Genomic DNA, 22195 nt, shown 5'->3' with positions numbered 1-22195 from the left:
GATCGTTTCCGTTTGAGTTAAATCTGCCGCCGGCTTGGCAGTTAACCGACGAGATCCAAGAGATGTGGATCCAGGAACAAGCGATCAGCAACGTGGTTTCGCTGTTGAACCCGAGTGACATGACCACCATTTTGACGATGCTTGGCAAGGGCGAAATCAAACGCTCGATCCAGCGTGAATTGATGCAAGTCATTGATACGGCGTACAGTATCCAGCGTCGCAGCGAACAAGACGTATGGCACAAGCTTGTCGCCCCGAAGCGTCCCGAGCAAAAAGATTTAACGCGAGTCGCGGGTGAACTACGCCAAGCCGAAGCGAAGCAAAAGACGGTAAAAGCCAAATTGCAAAAGTTGGCGGATGTTACCGAAACCGGCGACTTCAAAACGCTGACCGATGAAACGTTGATCGTCAATATCGCCAAGGCTCGGCGGACCGGCGAAGACGTCAAGTTCGGCCGCAGCGTGTTACCCGACGGACTCGACGAGGCACTGGACGTCGTCTATGCGGCCGTACGAACCGAAGTCCTGAGTTTGCTGAGTGCTCAAAACGAGGCGACGGGCAAAGTCTTGGCGGCATACGATTTCCACGTCAATCAACTTAAACAGGCCACTCGTGTGCTGGGGTTCGAAGACGTCGCGGTGCGGTTGGCCAATCTGTTTGCCAAGGTCGACCATGCCTCGTTGACCAACCGGATGGATGGCGCGATTGACCACGTTTTGCTTGACGAATTTCAAGACACCTCGCCGGCCCAGTGGCAAGTGCTGCGACCGTTAGCGATCCACGCCTGCGACACCTCCGCCGCGGATCGTGACGGACCGTCATGGCAGGCCACCCGCTCTTTTTTCTGTGTCGGCGATACCAAGCAAGCCATCTATGGATGGCGTGGTGGCGTGGCAGAAATCTTCGATGCCGTCACCAACGAGATCGCGGGCATCACCGAGTCCGAACAAAACGTCAGCTTTCGCAGCAGTCCCGACATCATCGATTTCGTCAACCGGCTGTTTTCGAATCTCCATCGCCATCCGATGGCCACCGACGGCGACGCGAAAAATCCCGCAGACAAATCGGCTCACGAAGCCGAGTCGATTCGCAAATTTGCCAAGCAGTTCCCGCCCCATGAAGCCAACAACAAGTCGTTGTCGGGTTATGTGCAAATCGAAACCAGCCACACGGTCAAAGATGGCGACAAGGCGGCCAACGATGACGCCTGTTTTAATGACGCCGCGAAACGTATCGCCGAAATTCACCAGCAATCGCCGCACAAATCAATCGGCGTGCTGACGCGGACCAACGGCGCGGTGGCTCAATTGATTATGCGATTAGAGGCACTCGATATCGAAGTCAGCCAAGAAGGGGGCAATCCGCTGACGGATTCCGCAGCGGTCGAAACGGTGTTATCCGCCTTGATGATGGCCGAGCATCCCGGCGATGGACGTTGGCGATTCCACGTCGAACAAACCTTGCTGGCGGCCGATCCCTCGCTCAACGAAAACTCGATTCGGATGCGAGTCGAGCGCAATGGGATTGCCCAAACCGTCGAATATCTCGCCGGCAAACTCGCGCCGAAATGCAATCCGCGTGACACGTTGCGGCTGAAACAACTAACACGGCTCGCGATTGCCTACGAAAACAATCCCGGTCCACGACTGCGTGACTTTGTACGTCTGGTCCGCGAGAAACGGGTCGAACGGCCTCAGCGTGCTCCGGTGCGAGTGATGACAGTGCACCAATCCAAGGGACTCGAGTTTGATGTTGTGGTGCTGCCTCAGTTGGACGGACCACTCACCCGCAGCAGCGGCAATTGCGTGGCCGATATGAAATCGCTGAGCGAACCGCCGAGCGGAATCACACGTTATATTGGACAAACGCACTGGCATTTTCTGGATCGACGCTGGCAACTTGCCTTTGGGGGGCAAGGGGCAAGCTCGATGACCGAGGCACTCTGTTTGTTGTATGTTGCCATCACTCGAGCGAAGCAGGCGTTATACATCATCGTTCAGCCGAGCAAGAAACAGGATTTCCAAGTTAAAACGGCAGCGTCGCTGATCTATCACGCGCTGGGTTGCGATGCGGACCCTACCGCCGACAATGAACCACTGTACCAATCGGGAAACCCAGATTGGTACAAAACAGACAAGCAGACGGCGAAACAGGTCGTTAAGGACAGCGAACCGGTCAAGCAGGTCGAGATCCGCTTTACCCACGCCTCCTCAGCATCGCGTCAACGTGCAAACCGCCTACCTTCAGCGAGCCAGCATTGAGTAAACGAAGAATCTTACATGCCGCGGACATTCATCTGGACAGTCCGCTGCAGAACTTGGAATCGTACGAAGATGCTCCGGTCGACCATATCCGTGGCGCGTCGCGTCGTGCGCTGGAAAACTTGGTACGCTTAGCGATCGATGAAGAAGTCGATTTGGTGGTGATCGCTGGCGATTTGTACGATGGCGATTGGCGGGACCAAAACACGGGGCTGTTCTTTGTCGCTCAGGCGGCCAAGTTGACGCGAGCCGGAATTCCGCTGGTCGTGATCCGCGGCAACCACGACGCGCAAAACATTATGACGTCGTCGTTACCGCTGCCTAAGAATCCCGATGGCAGCGAGATCATGTTGGCAGCCGAGAAAGTCGATTGCCGAATTTTCGAATCGATTGGTGTCGCCGTGCACGGTCGGTCGTTTCGCAAGAAAGCGGAGACCGATGATCTGTCCAAAACCTATCCGAAACCGCTCTCGGGGATGTTCAACCTTGGACTATTGCACACCAGTTTGACGGGGGCCGAGGGACATGACAATTATTCGCCATGTAAACCCGCGGAATTGACCGCCAAAGAATATGACTATTGGGCGCTTGGACATATCCACATTCGCGGCGAACATGGAAGCGAGGATGGCGCCCCGATCGTGTTCAGTGGTAATATCCAAGGACGCCATATTCGCGAATCAGGCGAAAAAGGCTGCGTCATTATTGACATAAATTCTCGCGGCAAATGCACACGAACGTTTCACCCATTGGATGTCGTTCGCTGGGAATCGTTCGAAATCAATGCCGCAAAAATCGAGTATGTCGACGACATCATCGAAGAATACGAACGGTGGCTACAGCAGACGGTCAACACGATCGACGACCGCCTGTTGGTTTCTCGCGTTTCGATTGTCGGTGAAACTCCGATCCACAATGATTTGCATCAAAGTCGACGTCGCTTGGAAGCGTCACTTCGTGCGACCGCGATCACGCATGGTGGCGGCCAAGCGTGGATGGAAAAGTTTCGCTTGCGAACCTCGACGCCCAATCACGAATTGAACATGGGTGATTTGGAAGGACCGCTTGCGAGCGTTTCCAAAATCTTTGACGACCTACGCAGCTCACCCGAACGCGGCAAATTGATTGCCAACGAATTTTCGGCACTCCTCAAGAAAGTGCCTGAACAAGAAGAACACTTTTCCGCAGGCAACGACCAATGGGTCGACGAATTGATTGAATCCGCGGCTGCGGAATTGCTCGGCCGTTTGCAAGGAAGCGAGGACGCGAACTGATGATTATTGAACGACTCGATTTAAAAGCGTTTGGACGTTTCACCGATACCTCGATCGCATTGCCCGAGGGTCCGCGGCGGTTGCATATCATCTACGGCCCCAACGAATCAGGAAAATCGACGAGTCTGCGGGCGATCACATCGCTGTTGTACGGCATGTCCAAACGCGCCGAGGACAACTACATCCACCCAACGGGTAAAATCCGGGTCGGCGGCAGATTGTCCGATGGCAACGGCAACGTGCTTGAATGCCTGCGTCGCCGTGGCAACAAAGCAACCCTGCGTGATGCCGACGACAACGAAACGATCGACGATGCGGTCCTCGAAGCGATGCTGGGCGGCGTCGATCGCGAAGCGTTTGAACATCGCTTTGGATTGTCACACGAGGAACTGGTCCGCGGCGGGCAAGCGATCCTCGAAGGCGAAGGTGACCTCGGTGAAATCCTGTTCGCCGCCGGAGCCGGTGTTAGCCAACTGAAAACGGTGCAATCCCAATTGGACGACTTGGCGGGCAAGTTGTTTGTCGCCGGAGGCACGCGAGGCGTGATCAATCAATTGTCACGCGAGATCGCGGAAAAGCGAAAAGAATTAGAGTTAGCCAAAATCCCACCGAGCGATTTCAACGATCTCAAAGACGAACTGCAGCGTGAATGCCAACGGGTTGACGAATTGCAAAACGGTGTCAAAGAGGCAGCGGTTGCGTTGGCAAAATTGCGAGCCGTCAAAAACGCATTACCGTTGATCCCACAGTGGCGTTCGTTGCTCGAGAAACTTGATGAACTCGCTGACGCGCCGCGGCTTGACGATGCCTTTAGCGAACGACGCCGCACCGTCGACACGAATCATGAGATCTCGCTGCGGCAAACACGCTCGCTGAGCACCCGCGTGGATGAATTGACCAAGCAACTGAAAAGTCTTGGCGATGACTCGGCGATCTTGGTTCACGAAGTCCAGATCGACTCGCTGTTTCAGCGTCTCGGTGCACGCGAAGAGGCGCGGACACAGCGTGGCAACTTGCAACGCACTCGCAAAAACCTCGACCGCCGCATGGTCGAAGCGTTGCAGGAGCTTTCCGTCGAAATCAACTCGCGAGAAGAGCAGGCGGTGACCGACGAAATTGATTCGTCGCTAAAGAAACTGCGAGTTGTTGATTCGGTGCGAACCAAGGTCAATGATCTAGCGCAGCAATACGCGGTGATCGCCAAACAACGAGACGACGCCGACGAAAGTCTCCGCTCGCTCACCAAACGACTTGCCGAAGCCGACGAACAGGCAAAAGAGACGATCATCCCGGATGATCCCTATTCGATCAGCCAATTGATCGAATCGGTTGGCTCTCCCGATTCGGTGTTGTCGAATTTGACGCAGCAGAAATCGGATGTGAAACATCTGCAACATCGCTGTGAACAATTCGCCCGAAAATTGGATTCCTTCTGCAGCCCAATTGCGGAGTCCGGCGACGCCACCACGGCTTCATTCGCGGAATCATTTCACGCCACTGCAAAGTTGCGATTGCCGGTGGAATCGGCGATCGAATCTGCCGTTGAAAACCTTGAAAAACGAGAACAGCAACTCGCCGCGGTCACTCAACAATGGAAACAACTCGACTCGACCGAACGAGAATTACAACAGCGGCTCGACGCGGTTCAGTCCGTCACAAAGCTGCCGAGCGAGGAGCAACTTGTCGAATCACGTCGGCGTCGCGATGCGATTTTCTGTGACGTGATCGCAGCGAACCAAGCGGGGACGCTTGATACCCCAACGCTAACGCAGTTGCAAGCAGAAATCCGCGACGCCGATACTTTGGTCGATGCGATGCGGTCTCATCACGAGCAACTGCACCAGCAGAGTTCGATCAAAGAAGAGCTAAACAAGGTTGCCAACCAAAAAACGCAATGCCAAACCAACGGCGAAGCCGCGAAGGCGGCATTCCAAGAGGCTCAACAACAATGGCAATCTCTGTGGGAAGCCTGTGGCGTTACCGCCGGCACGCCGGACCGCATGTATCGCTGGATCACCGCACATGCCCAATTGGTTGAAACGACACTCCGGCTTGACGAAGCGCACGAACGCGTCGGACAACTCGAAGAACGCATTGCCGCATCGTGCAAACGGCTAAAACATGCGATCGATTCAGCCGTCGTTGACGAACCCGTCGTGGTCGGCAGTGACGAACCGAGTCTGTTTGATCAGATCGAAGCGAACGATTTTTCGTCGCTGTACGATGACGCCGTCAATCTTCGCACCTCGCTGCATCATGCGCGTAAACGTTATGACGAACAATTAAAACAGCATGACATGATGCGTGAAGAGTTGCCAAGATTGCAAACGCAGCTTGAATCACGTCAACGCGACTACGATACATGGCACACCGATTGGGCCGCCGCCACCTCGGCGCTTTCCGAGTCGGTGGACCGCACTCCGGCGGTGGTGTTGGAAAAGATCACGCAAATCGACGCGTTGTGTGCTCAGAAACGTGAACGCGATATTTTGGCTCACCGAATTCGGTCGATGCTCGAGGACGACAAGACCTACCAAAAAGATGTCGCTCGCTTGGCCGCCGAATTGGGTGTCAAGATCGAGGAAAAGGAAGGCGACGTCAGCGACGCCTTCAGCACCGTCAAACAGCTTTACAATCGATTGCAAAACGAGCGTGCCGCGTCACAACAACGAGGCGTATTGGCCACTCAGTTGGCGTCGACCGAAAAGCAACTTGAAACCGCTCGACAACAGGTGACCGAAGCCGAAGTCGCGATCCAAAAATTGTGCGAAGAAGCTGGCTGCGAAGCGGCAGAGCAGCTGATCGAAGTCGAGCAACGTTCCAAACAGCGGCAACAGCTCGAGCAATCCAAACAAGCGATCGAAGAACAGCTGCGGATGCTCTCGGGTACCGTCCAGCTCGAAGCGTTCGCCGACGAGGTTGCCGAGCACCAGCCAGAATTAGTGCAAATCGAAATTGAAAAAATCGAAGCGGATCTCGCAGATAACCAAGAATCGCTTTCCGAAGCTCAGCAAACGGTCGGCGCATTGCGACTGCGGCTGAAACAGATCGATGGCAGCGATCGAGCTTCGGAACTTTCGCAATCGATTCAATTCTTGACGGGCAAAATGGAGAATGCGATCGAAGAGTATTCCCGCGTGAAGGTTGCCGCGATGATGTTGCGACAAGCGATTGAACATTATCGGCAAGAGAACCAAGGCCCTGTGTTACAACTTGCCTCGATGATTTTCCAAAAACTGACGCGGAACGAATACGACTCGCTAAAGGTGGACTTCGACTCGCGTGGAAAAGTGATGTTGTTCGGCACCCGATCACGTAGCGGCGAACCCGATGTGCCTGCTAACGCGATGAGTACGGGGACAGCCGACGCGTTGTATCTGGCACTGCGATTGGCGTCGATTGATCATCAATTGACTCGTGGCACCGCGTTGCCGTTGGTGGTCGACGATTGTTTGGTCCAACTCGATGACGACCGTGCGTGTGCGGCAATCACGGCACTTTCGGAATTATCTGCACGTACGCAAGTGATCATGTTTACCCATCACGAGCATTTGGTGGACTTGGCCGAAAAAACGTTAAAAACGGATGAATTCCATGTGCATCGCTTGGGTGAAGAATGTTTTGTTTGATCCCAGGTCCGCTTTACCGTCATATTCGACATGAAAAATTGAATTTGCCAATCATCACTTCTCCGCCAAGGTTTTGACGATCAACGCAGAGAGCATCTTGCCGATGCCAAGGATTGGATTGTTTCGGTTGAACAATTCACCACTCCTCTTGATTGCTGACGAGACTGGCAAGGATGCTAGATTTTTCTTCATTGGACGCGTTTTCCCGTCGAGATATCCTCAAGGGGTCTCTGGCAGCGGGGTTTCTACCGTTTGGCCTGGGCGGCAGTGACAATCATCCCGATTGTCCGATTCAAAAAATTCGCGAAAAGCGTTTCCCTACGCTGGTGGCGATCATCCGAGCCCAGATCGATTCGCTGTGGTGTGGGCATCAAGGCGATGACGCCTGCGAAGTCGCTCGCGAAGTGTTGGTCTATGCCGAGCATCTGCCGGCGCGTTTACAGCTCGGGCTGAACATTGCGCTGTTGTGGTTGAATCTTTACAGCGTCAAACACAGCGGCCATCAATTACACACGCTGTGCCCGCGCGAACTTCGCCGGGTGCTCAATCAAGGGGAAACACCGTGCGACCGACACGGACCGCCCCGTATCGAGTGGACCGACGATCATCTACTGCATACTGCCGTCAGCGGCGTCACGATGTTGGGACGATTGGTGATCCATTCGCGTCGACCGGCTCGCGAACTGATCGGCGGCGGATGGTCCCCGCAGTGTGAGAAGCCAGAGTTTTTAGTCACGATGGATCCACCACGCTTGGCGGATCTGAACAGCCACTACGATGTCTGTATCATCGGCAGCGGAGCGGGCGGCGCCACAACCGCCAGCCGATTGACCGCGGCCGGATTGCGGGTACTGATTCTTGACGTCGGTGATTTTGTCAGCCCCGATGCGTTGATCCAAAAGATCCCACAAGACGATGGCAGCATCAAATTGTCACCGCCACGCAGTGATCAAGTTCTGTATCGACTTTACAAAGACGGCGCCGGTCAAATCGCCGGCGGGCTGGGGAATGTCCACTCCAAATTGCAGCTTGCGATCCCGTCGATGCGAAAGAAGATTCCGCCCAAGCAAACGGTCAACGTCTGCCAGGCGCGTGTGTTCGGAGGCGGACCCTACGTCAATAACGCAATTCACCTGCCGATCATCGAATCGGTTTACGAATCGTGGGGCGAACGTCGACCGACGGGTGTTGACTATGCTCAATTCTCGGGGTTGATGACATCCATCTGTGACGAGCTTGGGGTCAACACCGAGGTCACCAAGTCGCAGATCAGTGACCGCAGCATGCGTTTTGCCGAAGGTTGTCACGCACTGGGCGAAGAGGTTCAACCGCTGCCTGTGGCAATGCGGCGACAGTGTCTCGGATGTGGCAGCGACAATTCAGTCGACAGTTTCGGTGATCATATCGGCGGCATTCATCCCTACCAGCCTGGTGAACCGAACAGTTATCTGACTCAAGCGATGCACAATCCGGTTCCCGCCGAGGTGTCTTACCGTACCGAAGGAAAGCGTCTGAGGATTCGTCGCGATGAAGCGGGTGCACTTCGCGTCGACGGCGTCGACGTGTGCCATCGCAGTGAATCAGGACGTCATACTCACACCACGATTTCGGCTAACGAATTTGTCGTCGCGGCGGGAATCGGTGAAACGAACAAACTACTTAGCCACAGCTTGGCGTGCGCAGGACTTAGAAACAAACAACTCGGCAAACGATTGACGGCAAATATTGGAACGGCGCTTTATGCAATGTTTGACAAACCGATTTGGCCGTCGGATAGCGGACGCCCCGAACCGGGCGTGACGCAGTGCTTTTTGGTCGACCGACGCAATATCATGGAAAATGGCAAAATGGTCGAGGAACCTGCGTTGGAAAACTGGTTCCACTTCCCCGGCACCGTGGCGCTTGCGTTGACCGGATGGTTCAAAGAGTTCGCCTGCGTGATGCGAAAATTCAACCATCTTTCGATGTCGGGCATCGTCGTTCCGACCAAAGTCCGCTGTAGCAACTACGTAGATTCGTGCGGTGATTTCCATCTCGAATTCGACTGTGACGAATTTGAAATGCTGTTGCGTGGTTTACGGCGTGTCGCGCGGATCTATTTTGCTGCCGCTAAACCCGACGACGGCGTCACGTTGCACCTGCCTACTAAATCGATCCTGATGCGGTGTGGCCGTCCGCTGCGAATCCGCAACATGGATGATTTTGAATGGGGACTTAGCGAAATTCGTCGCCGTGGTCCCGCGTTCGTCAATCTGTTGACCACCCATCCGCAAGGCGGTGCGTCGTTGGGCGACGTGGTCAATCCCACGACCTTCCAAATGATGACGGATTGCGGCGAAGCGATTGAAAATCTGACCGTCGCCGACACGTCGATCTTTCCCGCCGGTTGCGAAATCAATCCACAACTGACGCTAAAGGCACTCGCGACATTGGCTGCCGAACAAATCATCCAACGCAGCTCGGCCACGTTGCCGCAACCGACGCCGGCATTGGCGCGGTCCTAAAACGAGCGTGAACGTTCGTCGAGGATGATTCGCGAAAGTCTTGGCGACTTTTGCTACCAACCGTCGACTGGGACAAGCGTTCAATTGGCCTAGAAGTCGTCAGATATGACTTCTCGCGAAGCACGCGTGCCAAGGGCTCCCCACAAACCGTAGGGACTCTTGGAACCCGGCGCACTTTCGCCGGTACCGCCACTCCAAACGTTCGAGTGGTGAATGTCACCGCCGATAATCGAATCGGTAACAAACTTGACCGAGCCATCGCCCATCAATACATGCACGCCGCCTTGGTGCCGGCTGCTTGGCGGAGCGACGCCGTGCGAACTAGCATCGGGACCGCCAAAACAGAGTTCACGGTTCGGCGGAACAATCGTGTTGCAACCGCTAAAGGATGATCCGCTCGATGCCCAGCGGAAACCGCGACCATGCTCGGACGGGGCAAGGGTTGCGGCGCCGGCGAGCCAGAATTTAGGACGGTTGGGGTCGACCAAACCGTCATGAACACAGAAATCGGGTTCGTCACGCACCAATTCGCCCGACGAATCGTTTCCGATCGCTGCAATCGTACGAATGTCGGAATCACCAAGATCGGTTGCAATTTCGCCAGCAAAGATCGTATTTGACAAGCCATCCAATACGTCACGGAAACGCGTTGTTTGATGTGCGACAAACGCCCCACGACACGCCGCACGTGCTTCGGTCGCATGGGTCGCCAAATTGCTGAGCGTGACCGTCGTGCCGCTTTCAATCCCCAGCGGTCCACGGTCCATGTAATGGATCGAATCACCTAAACAGACGGCATAGTTGGTTCGCCCAAAGCTAGGCAACCCTTGACCGGGATCGCTTGGACAACGCAGCGTCGCCAATTCCGTGACCCAGGGTTGATAGTTCGCTTCGTCCGTTTCCGGCCCCATCGCCGGGTAGACGCCGAGCGGGTTACTAATCTGTTCCCACAACGCTTGTTGTTCAAAAAACGGAGTCAACGCCACCCAGGCCGACAAATCCATGCGGTTGCTGACGTCGCTGCCGATCGCGGCTCCGTTGACCCAAGTACCACTACCGTGAATTGGCAACTGGTTGTACGACGAATGGTAATTGTGAATGCTCAAACCGAGCTGTTTCACATTGTTGCTGCAACTCATCCGGCGAGCCGCTTCACGAGCCGCTTGAACTGCAGGCAACAGCAATCCGACCAAGACTCCGATGATCGCGATCACGACCAACAATTCGACCAAGGTAAACGCGAAACGTGGGTGCCCCGAACGCGAACGGATAACACGACCGTGGGGAGTGCTACTGGGGTGCAAGACAATAGAAGTATTCATGAGTGATTCTCTACGATTCCTAAAATATAAAATGATTCAAAAAAGACCGGATCAAAATTCCAACGCACTGCAGAGCGTGGATGGAAACATCAAGCAAGCATCAGCAGAAATTGCAGATGCCAAATCAACGATGAAAAGATCCGTAGCGTCAGAGCCACGGAACGTCTTTAGAGAATCGCAGGAGGACCGCGAGAAGAGATGCCGCCGCGTTGAACACGCAATGGCCAGCCAATTCCAGTCGAACCGATTCGACCGACAAGCGTGTTTTCGCCTACCGAAGAGACCGAATGGGTGTCGGTTTGACCAATTAAACTTTGGGCGGCACAGAGCGCACACAGCCCAATACAAGCATGAGGATCCCCCGAATCCACCGCGTACAAGATCGCATTGGACTCATCTCCTTGGAAAGGAGAGTGTGCCTGGGCGGGATCTGCGTCGCTTGCTGCGGCGACGTTGTCACCATGATTGTGACAGCACGACGAAGCTTCGCCGGATTGCGAGACGTCGTTTTGAGGCGAATCGAGTGTCGGTAACGCCGCTTCACAACCGTGATCCGAGCAGCACATCGAACTTGCTGGCCCACCATCAAACGCGTGCGAATGCCCTGGATGATGGTGCATCGCTGGCAACAGCCAGCCGCCCACCACATAGGCAATCAACGCGATTCGGGAAGCAAGATTCATTAAAAAAGTGCGGTACAGCAGTGGAAAATGGGCGAGCTTTTGAAAGGCTTCTACGCAACCTTTACGAAACTGGTTCTAGCCTAAGCAAGTTGAATCAAAGCCAAAAGGTGTTTTCTCGCGTTTTTTTGGGCGTTTTGAGCCAGTCTTCGCGTCTTTTACGCTAGCCCCCTTCAACGATGAGGAGCGTGCGGCGCCGAAGAATCGCATTGCGACACCTGTAAACGCGGCAAAGACGACTTAGAACCGAGGCTCATTTCCCCACAATTTGCGAATAAAGAAATCGGCTTGACGACGATGGGCGTAGGGGTGCGACGCGGCTCCGTGACCGACCCCGGGCATCACCAGCAGCTCAAAATCTTTGTCCGCTTGCACCAACGAGCCGACCACTTGCATCGTCGTCGCGGGATCGACGTTTTGGTCCATCTCGCCCACGATTAACATCAAGTCGCCTTGCAATCGATGCGCCTGGGTCACGTTGGATTGCTCGGCATAGTGAGGCCCGATGGGATACCCCATCCATTGCTCGTTCCACCATCGCTTGTCGACACGGTTGTCGTGACAGCCACAATCGGCGACCGCCGCGTGATAGAAATCGCCATGCGCAATCAAGGCTCGCATTGCACTTTGGCCTCCCGCGGATCCACCCCAGATTCCGACGCGTGAAAGATCCATTTCGGGTCGGTCGATCGCCGCCGCCTTCATCCACGCGATCCGGTCGGGAAACCCGCTGTCGCCAAGGTTCTGCCAGCACACGTCGTGAAACGCTTTGCTGCGATGGCTGGTCCCCATCCCATCAATTTTGACCACGATGAATCCAAGTTCGGCCATTTCATACAGGCTGCTATGGCGGCCAAACTGCTTGGGCACAAACGCGGAATGCGGCCCGGCATAGATTGCTTCGAGCACCGGGTATTTTTTGCTCGCGTCGAAATTGGTGGGACGAATAATGATCCCGTGGATGTCGGTTTCGCCATCGCGTCCTTTGGCCACAAAGCGTTCGGGGAATTCCCAGCCAGTCTTTAGCAATTCGGACGCATCGGCCTTTTCCAATTCGACGACAAGCTCGCCTGTCACGGCATCCCGAAGTTCGGTCACCGTTGGCAAATCGACTCGCGAATACGAATCGACGAGATAGCGTCGCTGGGGCGAGAATTGCCACTCGTGATCACCATCACCCTGCGTCAATCGAACAAGATTGCTGCCATCAAAGTTCACGCGAATCAAATGTCGGTGATAAGGGTCTTGTCCCTTGTCAATTCCCGAAACTGTCAACCAAATTTGTCGATTCGCTTCGTCAACCTGCTCGACGCCACGGACCACCCAATCACCACGTGTAATGGCGTTTTTCACTTCACCGCTGGTTTGATCGACCAAATACAGATGATTCCATCCCGAGCGTTCGCTCATCCAGATCGCTTCGTTGGTTGCATCGATTCGCTGCAAAAACGTTTTGTGGGAATAACACACAAACGTGTCGCTTTGCTCATCAATCATCACTCGCGGTTCGCCAGATTCCCTGTCCACCGAAATCACACGCAGCGTTTGATGACCTCGTTCGTTGTACAAGAATGAAAACGAGGCACTGTCCTCGTGCCATTGCAGATCGCCAAGCGAATAGGGATTGGGAAACAACGAATCGTCAATCAACGTGACGGTCGTCTCCGCAATTTCGTTTTCGTTGACACGAAACAGAACCGGGCGTGGATGATCCATCGCGTCACCCGGTTTTGCGTAATCGATGGTATGAAGTTTCGAATGAATCGAGCCTGCGGGTGATGCCTGGACGATCGGAATCGTTCGCACATCAACTTTCTTGGTTTTCATCACGACGAAGCTGCGAGAATCCGGTGACCACCAAACTCGGCCTGCGAATCCATCGGTGGATTCGCCCTCGGTCGTCAAGACCGCTCGAGCGTCCGATTTCGTTGATGTCAGCACCACATTGTGATTTTCGAACGCAACTTGCCAAGCATCATCAGGCGAACGAGATCGCGTCGAGCGAGCCGCACGTGACGAGCGTTTCATTGAACTTCGCAGCGGTTTAGGGCGGGGAGTATCGGCGTCGATGCGTGCAAGCGACTGCCACACATCGGCGACAAAGGCCGCGACGATGGAACCGCTGGGAGATTCCAATACCCAGCTATGTCCGGCGAAGGTTGATAGCGATGCGGTTTGTTTCGGGGCAACACGGCCGTAATCGCGGTACTCGCCGGTCGATGTCACCCATTTGTAATGCAGCGGTTCGTCGGTGCGATTTTCAAATTGAATCTCCGTCCGATCGCCGCCATCGCGACTTCGGTGTACTTGCCGATTCGCAGCAAGGGTTTCGGCATCGTCCAAATCCTCGCGACCGCGTTGTCGCGAATCGACCTCGCTGAGCGGGCCACTGGGCAAAACGAACTCCCACTTGCGTTTCCCCAGTTCGAATCGCACTTTGGTAAAGCCAGCGTCAAAGGACAACGATCGCAAGTTCAGCTGTGGTTTTGATGACGCCGCGTCCTCACCCAACTCCGACGCCAGCAGATTCGCCAGTTGGTCGTGATCAAATGCTTCTCTGCGAGTCTTTGTCGTCGCATCGACGATGATGTAGCGGAATGTATTGTCCGGGGAGAGGACTTGATACCAAAACGAATCCTCGGACGACTCGCTCCAATTCGGATCCACTTTGTCCGCGAAAATCGGCTGACTAATTCGCTTCTTCAGAGTTTGCCAACGTTCGTAATCTTGCTTACTGCCTTGGCCGAATACCGCGGCCGGAGCGATCACAAAGGTGGCAAGGGTCAACATACCGAGGGCACGAACAGCGGAGCGACGCATGCTTGAATTCTCGCGAGGTTCAATCAGATGGGACGGATGGGCCAGAAGGCACAGATTCAGGGATCAGTGTCAGGGGAGGGGAGTGGAGGGGAGGGCAGAGCAGAGCAGGGCGTTTACTCGAAATGAACTTCGGTCACCCCGCGGGCGTTGCTGGGCAGTCGCCCGGTCACGGTGACTTCGGTGATCGGGTAGCGTCCCGGCACAAATCGCTGGTTCGCTTTGGTCATAAAAATGCTTTGCGGCAACACCAACGTCTCACCTTTTTGCAAGGGTGAATCACGGTACAAGAAATACTGGCCGTTCAAATTCACGGTCAGATTGGGGATGTCATGATCGGCCGTGTTGATGATCACCACCACATCGGTCAACAGCCCCCCTTGGCCATTGGGTGCAACCACGGTGCGGCGGTCCAGTGATACCTCCACCGGCAGCGATCGCGAAGCAGCGCGACCATAAAATGTCGCATACAGGCTTAGCCCCGCCAACGGAAACAAACAGACGGCCAACAGGGCTAGCGTCAAACCCAACCCCGACAATTTTGGGTTAGGCGCTATTTTGCGAGGCGGTTGGTCCGCCAAATTGGATTGGGATTCAGTCATAACCGGCAGGATAGTCAATACCAACAAAAAAACACGGAGTGGTTCAGTCTAGGGCGTGCTTGTAAACCCACAAGGAGAGATTGGGTTACAATGACAACCGAACCCTATCGTGTTCCCAAACTCACCGCGATCACAGCGGCGACGACCCTCAACACATTTCAACCACGATCACGAGAGATACCTCAAGAATGACGCGATTGCCTGTCCTGTTTTTACTGATGATGACGCTGGCTCATCCCTGGACCCACTCTGCGGCGATGGCTGCCGACGCCCCGTCGAAACCCAACGTGATTTTCATTTTATGTGACGACCTCGGCTGGGGTGACCTTGGGGTGCTGTACCAAAACGAATCCAGTCACGACAAACGGCTGCACACGCCGATGATCGATCAAATGGCAGCCGAAGGCATCCAGCTTCGTCAGCACTATTGTCCGGCCCCGGTCTGTGCCCCGAGCCGCTCGTCGCTGTTGACCGGCGTGCACCAAGGACATGCCGAGGTGCGGGACAACCAATTCGACAAGAGCTTGGCCAACAATCATACGTTGGCAACGGTGATGAAAAACGCTGGCTACCGAACCGCATTGATTGGTAAATATGGATTGCAGGGCAACGGTAATTCAGCGGAAACATGGCCGGCCTATCCAACCAAACGTGGTTTCGATGAATTTTTTGGCTACGTGCGTCATGTCGATGGGCACGTGCACTACCCCGCCGACGCGTGGCCGCTTGGCAATAGCGAGACGCACCGGCAACCCAAACAGGTATGGCACAACGACCGCGAAGTTTCCGCCGGGCTGTCGAAGTGTTACACCACCGATTTGTTCACCGCGCGAAGCAAACACTGGATCGCCGAGCAGACAAAATCGAATCCGCAAGAGCCATTCTTTCTGTACCTGGCCTACGACACACCGCACGCAGCCTTGCAAACGCCCACGATGGCCTATCCCGAAGGCAACGGTCTCGATGGTGGAATCCAGTGGACCGGCGAAGCAGGTCATATGATCAACACCGCCAAAGGTGAAATTGATTCGTACCGTCATCCCGATTACGTCGGCAAAGGATGGAGCGACGAGGAAGAACGATTCGCCACGATGGTGCGACGGATTGACCACTGCGTCGGCGATCTGCTGCAAACACTTCGTGATCTAGAGATCGACCAAAACACGCTTGTCGTGATCTCCAGTGACAACGGGCCGCATCAAGAAAGCTATCTTGCCAATTCAAATTACGACCCCACGTCGTTCCAGTCGTACGGACCACTCGATGGAATCAAACGCGATGTTTGGGAAGGCGGCATTCGCGTCGCCACGTTGGCATGGTGGCCTGGGCAAATCCCTGCAGGCAAAATCAACACGGAACCCAGTCAGTTCCATGATTGGATGCCGACGTTTGCCGATCTTGGTGGGATTGCCGCTCCGGCCCGCACCGATGGCGTTTCGTTGCGACCACGGTTGACCGGAAACGGCAAGGCCGAGACGAGCCAGATTTATGTCGAGTACTCACAGAACGGATCAACGCCCAAATACAAAGATTTCGCTCCATCGCATCGCGGCAAGAAACGTGGCCAAATGCAAGTCGTCCATCTGGATGGATTCAAGGGAGTACGAGTGAACATCAAATCCCATGACGATCCGTTTCAGATCTATGACCTCAAAAAGGATCCGAAGGAACAGCACGATCTGGCGAACACCAATCCACGATTCAAGAAACTTGAAAAACGGATGCGTGACCACGTCTTGCAATCACGGATGCCCAATGCAAGTGCCAAACGGCCTTACGACAACGTCGCCATCCCCGCCGCGCAGGTCTCGGCCGCAACCTCTGGTTTGCACTGGGCGTTCTACGAAGGCGAATTCCCCTACGTCCCGCAAACCACCGGAATGACGCCGCAAAAAACGGGCACCTCGGTGAACCTCGACACAGCGGAATTGCCGAGCGGCAACGGTGCGATCCAGTGGACCGGCTGGATCGAGGTCCCGGAAACGGGAACCTATCAAATGTCGTTATCAACAAACAGCAAAGCGTTTCTACGGATTCACCAAGCGTCGGTACTCGACGCCGACTTTGGTTACCAGGCGGGCCAACGCCGTACGGTTTCGATCAAATTGGCCAAGGGGTATCACCCGATCCAATTGACCTGTCTGTCCGATGGCAAAACGGCTCCGACAGTGGATTGGAAATGGGGGCCATCGACGAACAAGCTCAAATCCGTCAATGACAAATCGTTTTACCGTAAATAAACCAGTCCGACGCAGGACTCGTTTTAACATCACTTCTCCCCTTTTTTGTACCCGATAGCTCTCTGGTTGCAGAGAGCGTTCAAATTGAGGAATCTTATCATGACAGCTGAAAAGCAAACCGAAAATCAAACCAATCGCCGCAACTTTATGACGCAATCAGCCGGTGTCGCCGCAGCCGCATCCGTGGGGCTCTCCGCGACGCGAGCTGCTGCAGCCGCGGGATCCAACGAACGGATGCGAATCGGATTCATCGGCCCCGGTGGTCGCGGCTATGGCGCGCACGTCAAGACGTTATGCAAACTGCACGAAGAAGGCCGGAACATCGAACTCGTCGGTGTTGCCGAAGTCTATGAAACGCAGCGGAACAAGGTCGCTGACCATATCAAAAAGGCCACAGGAACCGATCCAGGCCGTTATGTCGACTATCGCGATATGATCGAGAAAGAGAATCTCGACGCCGTTTGCATCGGAACGCCCGACCATTGGCACCACAAACAAACGGTCGATTCGATCGCAGCGGGACTGAATGTCTACTGTGAAAAACCGATGACCAAGACGGTCGAAGAAGCATTTTCGGTCGAAAAGGCGTGGCGTGAAAGTGGCAAAGTCATGCAGGTGGGCGTGCAATCGACCAGCTTGCCGGTTTGGAACGAAGTCAACGAATTGCTTAAAGACGGCAAGCTTGGCAAGGTGCTCGGATTCCAAACCGAATACTTTCGCAACAGCGACATGGGACAATGGCGGTACTACAAGCTGGAAGCCGACATGTCTCCCAAAACGATCGATTGGGAACGTTGGCTCGGATCGAACGAAGGACTTGCACCCGAGATGCCGTTTGACCGTGAAAAATACAAACAGTGGCGTCGTTTCTGGCCGTTCGGCAGCGGCATGTTCACCGACCTGTTTGTGCATCGCACCACGTCGATGTTGAAAGCCACCGGACTGCGAATCCCAGGACGCGTCGTCGGTGCCGGCGGTCTGTACATGGAATACGACGGCCGTGATGTCCCCGATGTGGCCACCGTGGTCGCCGATTTCAACGAAGGCGTTCAAGGCCTGGTGACCGCCACGATGTGTAACCAAGAATCACGGATCGACCAACTGATTCGCGGACACTTTGGAACGTTCCGTTTTGGAAATGGCGAAGAATTTGACGGTTTCGACTTTGTTGCCGAACGTCCTCAAGTCACTCACGAACGTGACTACAAAGACGAACGCATCGCGACCGAAAAAGTCGGCAACACAACCTACGCTCACTTTGCGAATTGGCTTGATGCGTGTGAAGCGGGCGAGCCAATGATGTGTAACAACCCACCGGATTTAGGTGCCGCCGCGATCGCCGTGGTGAACCTTGGTGCGGAAAGCTATCGTCAAGGCAAGGTGTTCTTCATCGATCCGGAAACTCGCGAAATCAGCACCACCGATCCAGGTTGGGCCAAGAAGTGGGAACAACTCTCCGAAGCCGGCGCCGATCCAAAACATATCCCCGGATGGACTGCGGGTGACTTTGGTAGCAAATTGATCGAGCCCGAGTATATGAATCTTGCCGGTCCTTGGATCGATGGCAAAGATCCTGCGAAATCGTAGTCACGCGAAATCGTAGTCACGGGAACTGCGGCGACATGCCCGCCGCCGTTTAGATCGAAGCACAAAAAAACCGGCCAATGACGTTTTCACATCATTGGCCGGCTATTTGAAATGCTTCGATCGGTCGGCGGCAAAATGGAGCCGCTGGGAGAAACGCGAAAGTCTCAGCGTACTACTGTACAAGCCTTTGAATGACTTTGGCGAACCCGAAAAATGATCCCTCTGCCGAAATTAGACGACCGAAGCGGTTGCGGGTCTTATTCAGTCCCACAACCTTTATCTTAGACTCGCTAAGGTAGTCATCAAGGTAGGTCGGCAAAACTTTCGCCCGACGATGAGACGAACTTGCAAAGTTGTCGCTTTTTTCCCGAGAACCAGTGATGACAAAACTTTTGTGATTTCGTAATTCATGCCCTTCCCCGCCTGCCGCCTGCCCTCTCGCTTTTTTGTCCCACCCATTTCGCTCACGCATAAAATTAGCCCCTCCGTTATCATGAGCCCCACGCCATCCCCCTTTGCACTGACTGGACGCCGAGCCCTCGTGACGGGCGGTACCCAAGGTGTCGGAGCGGCAATCGCCAAATCGATCGCCGCCGCCGGAGCGGACGTCCTGATCCTCGGTCGTGACGAAGACGAAATCGCGATTCGCACTCGAAACGAACTCCGTGAATTGGGGGTGCAGGCGGAATTGTTGATCGCCGATTTGTCTGCTCCTCCGAGCGATTATCTTGCCCCACTAATGGACGCGATCGACATCGCGCTGCCGGACATCGATCTGTTGGTCAACAATGCCGGCACGTTTATCGACACCCCTTTTTTGGAGATGACGTACGAGCGGTATCGCCGCACCATCGATTTGAATGTCACCTCGGGATACTTTTTGACTCAGGCATTTGCAAAACGTTGGATTGATTCGGGTGTCGCCGGCCGCGTGCTGTTTACCGGATCGATCAATGGCGTGTTAGCGGAACCGGATCACACCGCCTATGACACTAGCAAAGGGGCGGTCGCAGCGATGGTCCGCTCGCTGTGCGTTTCATTGGCGCCACATCAAATCCGCGTCAACGCGATGGCGCCGGGGTTGGTCCGTACTGCGTTGACCGACATCGTCAACCAGGACACACGCATCGAAAGCTGGATGAAACTGCATACACCTAACGGCCAAATCCCCAGCCCCGATGCATGCGGCGGCGCCGCAGTGTTCTTGTTATCCGACGCGGCGGAACACGTCCATGGGCAAACGTTGTTGGTCGACGGCGGGATGAGCGTTTGGCAACAACCCGATGTACCGGACAAGTGGTAGTCAAACCACCTTGTTAATTTCGTGAGCGGCTCTTCCCGCGTAATCCCCGGTGCCTTACGGCCAATGCCTTTGTTCAAGTAGTGGAATTCGCCAGAATTCCCGTCTTTCCAGAATCACCGTATTCGCCGGTTGAAGCACCAGGAACTCTGGCGAGTCCCACTACGACCGAAGATCTGGAACTCTGGCGAGTCCCACTACGACCATAAGATGGCAGGGCCGAAAGTCTTGGCGACATTCGCTACGGCGGCGGAAATAGCTTACGCTAAGAAGTCGCGTCGGAGTCGCGTCAAATAGTCCAGCAGCGGTCGCGGCTCGTTCTCGGCATCGATCAGCCCCGAATGGCTCAAGACATGGGGCAACGCGTCGGACCAGCCGTCCCAAACAATGCCGTGCACGATATGCTTGGCAAGCAGCGTGCGGATCAATGGGCTGGCGATCCGCAGTTGATCGGAACTTGCGTCAAGCTCGGACGAGGTTTCCGGTAACGGTTCAAGCGGATAGATCGCCTTTTCATCCGCTCCGCGATCTCCGGGGATCGACAGCTGAACCAGCAGCGGCAGCCCGAGCGTTCCCCAGCGGTCAATCATTTGGCCAAAGTCGATGGCCGACCGTGGCAGCGTGGCGCCGCTGGCATAATTGACTCGCACATCTAAACCAAAACCAGCCATCCCAAGTCCGCTGCGCGCGATTGCGTCGGCAAAGTGAAGCGGTGAGATGGCGTCGCGGTGTTTTGCCAAATATTCACCAAACGGTTGATCGAACATCATGATCGCTGGCGTGTTGGGATCATTGCGGCGAACTGTCTGCAAGATCCCCACCGCCAATCGCATGATTTGCTCGTCATCGAGCTTCAGCGGCCCTGGTGTATTGAGCCCCGAGGCACAATTCCAAAGCTGGACCGAACCGCGAAGTTTTAGCACGGTGCGTTCCGCAAAATTACAAACCGATTGCAACAACGACTCAAAATCGTCTTCGAGCAAATACAGCCAGTGCGGCATCAATCGCTCGCGGAAATCCAAAAGCGGACCTCCGATCACACGCAGCCCTTTGGATGCACACCAACGAATCGATTGCTCGGCTGCGTCGTAGTCGAATCGACCTGAATCGGTTTCGATATCCGCCCAGCTCAATCGCACCGCCGCCGAATTGAATGCCGCGCAAAACGCTTCTTCGTGATCGGGTTCGGTCGGACTCGGCGGCACCACGGCGGCGGCCAACAAGGTTCCCAGTTGAGATTCGCGTTGCTTGCGGAACGAAACCGACTGGATCGCGTAACTATCACCGAGTTCTGCGTTGGCTTGTTCCAGGATCGAAATCGCTTCGATCGCATACTCCGATGCCACCCCGGGATCCCCCCGACGCTGCGCCGCATCAAGAAATCGCTGTGTGCCCTCGGCCATCAGCTCCAAAAAGGTGCTGGTCAGCGTCAATCCAGCTCGCTCCCAGGCATCGGATTGGACACGGGCGCGATAACAGCTGCCGCGAGCCAATTCCAACAGCAGCAGGTGGGCTTCCTCGAGCGGCCGTAAACTGCATGTATTGAGCGTGCAATAGCCGACGCCTTCGATCGGGCAGGTCAGATATAGCTTTCCCGAGGACTCGATTCCTCGAGTGATCGTCAATCGCGAACCATCAAATTCATTGCGTGATTGCCAAGGAACGCCTTCAATCCCGCAGATATAAGCATCTTTCCAGAGCGACCGGCTGATAAAATCTTGAGCCGTCTCAGGGACATCAAAGAAAAACTGTCCCATAGTGTCTTGCCAGGCTAATTCCGAAGTTGATGAGTCATACGCGGCTGCGCAACTAAAATTTGAAGCATAAGAGCGTAACGTATTATTTCCAGCACGTCGCCATCCGTCTTCTGCGACAATTATTGTACTTTCTAACCGGGGGATTCGCGAGACGAGGGGGGATTACCCAATGCCGTCTACTTTGACACCAAAAGGGTGGCGTTTGTAGAGCTGCGGCGCAAG

General features: G+C 54.9%; 13 protein-coding genes. 7 read left to right on the top strand and 6 right to left on the bottom strand.

Features of this window, described 5'->3' with window-relative positions; all coding sequences use genetic code 11:
* The 4 genes from RMSM_RS17070 to RMSM_RS17055 form a co-directional block, all read left to right on the top strand.
* The coding region (locus tag RMSM_RS17070; protein WP_144057730.1) for a UvrD-helicase domain-containing protein at positions 1–2261 on the top strand (2261 nt) is incomplete at its 5' end.
* Positions 2258–3535 carry a metallophosphoesterase family protein gene (locus RMSM_RS17065; protein WP_008698805.1) on the top strand — a complete coding sequence of 426 codons (1278 nt, stop codon included), beginning with the start codon at positions 2258–2260 and terminating at the stop codon, positions 3533–3535. The genes RMSM_RS17070 and RMSM_RS17065, both read left to right, overlap by 4 nt.
* Positions 3535–7164 (top strand): YhaN family protein, encoded by a 3630-nt coding sequence (locus RMSM_RS17060; RefSeq protein WP_008698804.1) that lies wholly within the window; start codon positions 3535–3537, stop codon positions 7162–7164. The genes RMSM_RS17065 and RMSM_RS17060 overlap by 1 nt, the downstream gene beginning before the upstream one ends.
* A gap of 173 nt (positions 7165–7337) precedes the next feature.
* Positions 7338–9668 (top strand): GMC family oxidoreductase N-terminal domain-containing protein, encoded by a 2331-nt coding sequence (locus tag RMSM_RS17055; protein WP_081614198.1) that lies wholly within the window; start codon positions 7338–7340, stop codon positions 9666–9668.
* Positions 9669–9757: 89 nt separating this feature from the next.
* On the opposite strand, the gene RMSM_RS17050 is transcribed toward RMSM_RS17055, so the two are convergent.
* The 4 genes from RMSM_RS17050 to RMSM_RS17035 all read right to left on the bottom strand — a co-directional run bounded on the left by RMSM_RS17050 (position 9758) and on the right by RMSM_RS17035 (position 15089).
* Positions 9758–10990 carry a DUF1559 domain-containing protein gene (locus RMSM_RS17050; protein WP_081614197.1) on the bottom strand — a complete coding sequence of 411 codons (1233 nt, stop codon included), beginning with the start codon at positions 10988–10990 and terminating at the stop codon, positions 9758–9760.
* Positions 10991–11157: 167 nt separating this feature from the next.
* Positions 11158–11673 (bottom strand): hypothetical protein, encoded by a 516-nt coding sequence (locus RMSM_RS17045; protein WP_008698798.1) that lies wholly within the window; start codon positions 11671–11673, stop codon positions 11158–11160.
* Positions 11674–11910: 237 nt separating this feature from the next.
* Complete coding sequence (locus tag RMSM_RS17040) at positions 11911–14490, bottom strand: DPP IV N-terminal domain-containing protein (protein WP_144057729.1); 2580 nt, start codon at positions 14488–14490, stop codon at positions 11911–11913.
* Between the two features lie 113 nt (positions 14491–14603).
* Positions 14604–15089 (bottom strand): hypothetical protein, encoded by a 486-nt coding sequence (locus tag RMSM_RS17035; protein ID WP_008698793.1) that lies wholly within the window; start codon positions 15087–15089, stop codon positions 14604–14606.
* 188 nt (positions 15090–15277) lie between these two features.
* On the opposite strand from RMSM_RS17035, the gene RMSM_RS17030 reads away from it, so the two are divergent.
* Both RMSM_RS17030 and RMSM_RS17025 read left to right on the top strand, forming a co-directional pair.
* Positions 15278–17329 carry a sulfatase-like hydrolase/transferase gene (locus tag RMSM_RS17030; protein WP_008698790.1) on the top strand — a complete coding sequence of 684 codons (2052 nt, stop codon included), beginning with the start codon at positions 15278–15280 and terminating at the stop codon, positions 17327–17329.
* Positions 17330–17428: 99 nt separating this feature from the next.
* Positions 17429–18916, top strand: coding sequence for a Gfo/Idh/MocA family protein (locus RMSM_RS17025; RefSeq protein WP_008698788.1), 1488 nt, complete (start codon positions 17429–17431; stop codon positions 18914–18916).
* Between the two features lie 172 nt (positions 18917–19088).
* On the opposite strand, the gene RMSM_RS39350 is transcribed toward RMSM_RS17025, so the two are convergent.
* Complete coding sequence (locus tag RMSM_RS39350) at positions 19089–19388, bottom strand: hypothetical protein (RefSeq protein ID WP_144057728.1); 300 nt, start codon at positions 19386–19388, stop codon at positions 19089–19091.
* A gap of 21 nt (positions 19389–19409) precedes the next feature.
* Here RMSM_RS39350 and RMSM_RS17020 point away from each other — a divergent pair, with 21 nt between their 5' ends.
* The gene (locus tag RMSM_RS17020; protein ID WP_052031672.1) at positions 19410–20219 is read left to right on the top strand and encodes an SDR family NAD(P)-dependent oxidoreductase; all 810 of its coding nucleotides are present in this window, start codon (positions 19410–19412) and stop codon (positions 20217–20219) included.
* Between the two features lie 257 nt (positions 20220–20476).
* On the opposite strand, the gene RMSM_RS17015 is transcribed toward RMSM_RS17020, so the two are convergent.
* Positions 20477–21973, bottom strand: a complete 1497-nt coding sequence (locus RMSM_RS17015; protein ID WP_008698784.1) for a hypothetical protein — start codon at positions 21971–21973, stop codon at positions 20477–20479.
* Positions 21974–22195 lie beyond the last annotated feature (222 nt).

The sequence above is a fragment of the Rhodopirellula maiorica SM1 genome (genome assembly GCF_000346295.1).
Classification (GTDB): domain Bacteria; phylum Planctomycetota; class Planctomycetia; order Pirellulales; family Pirellulaceae; genus Novipirellula; species Novipirellula maiorica.
This window is presented reverse-complemented; position numbering and strand designations above follow the sequence as displayed.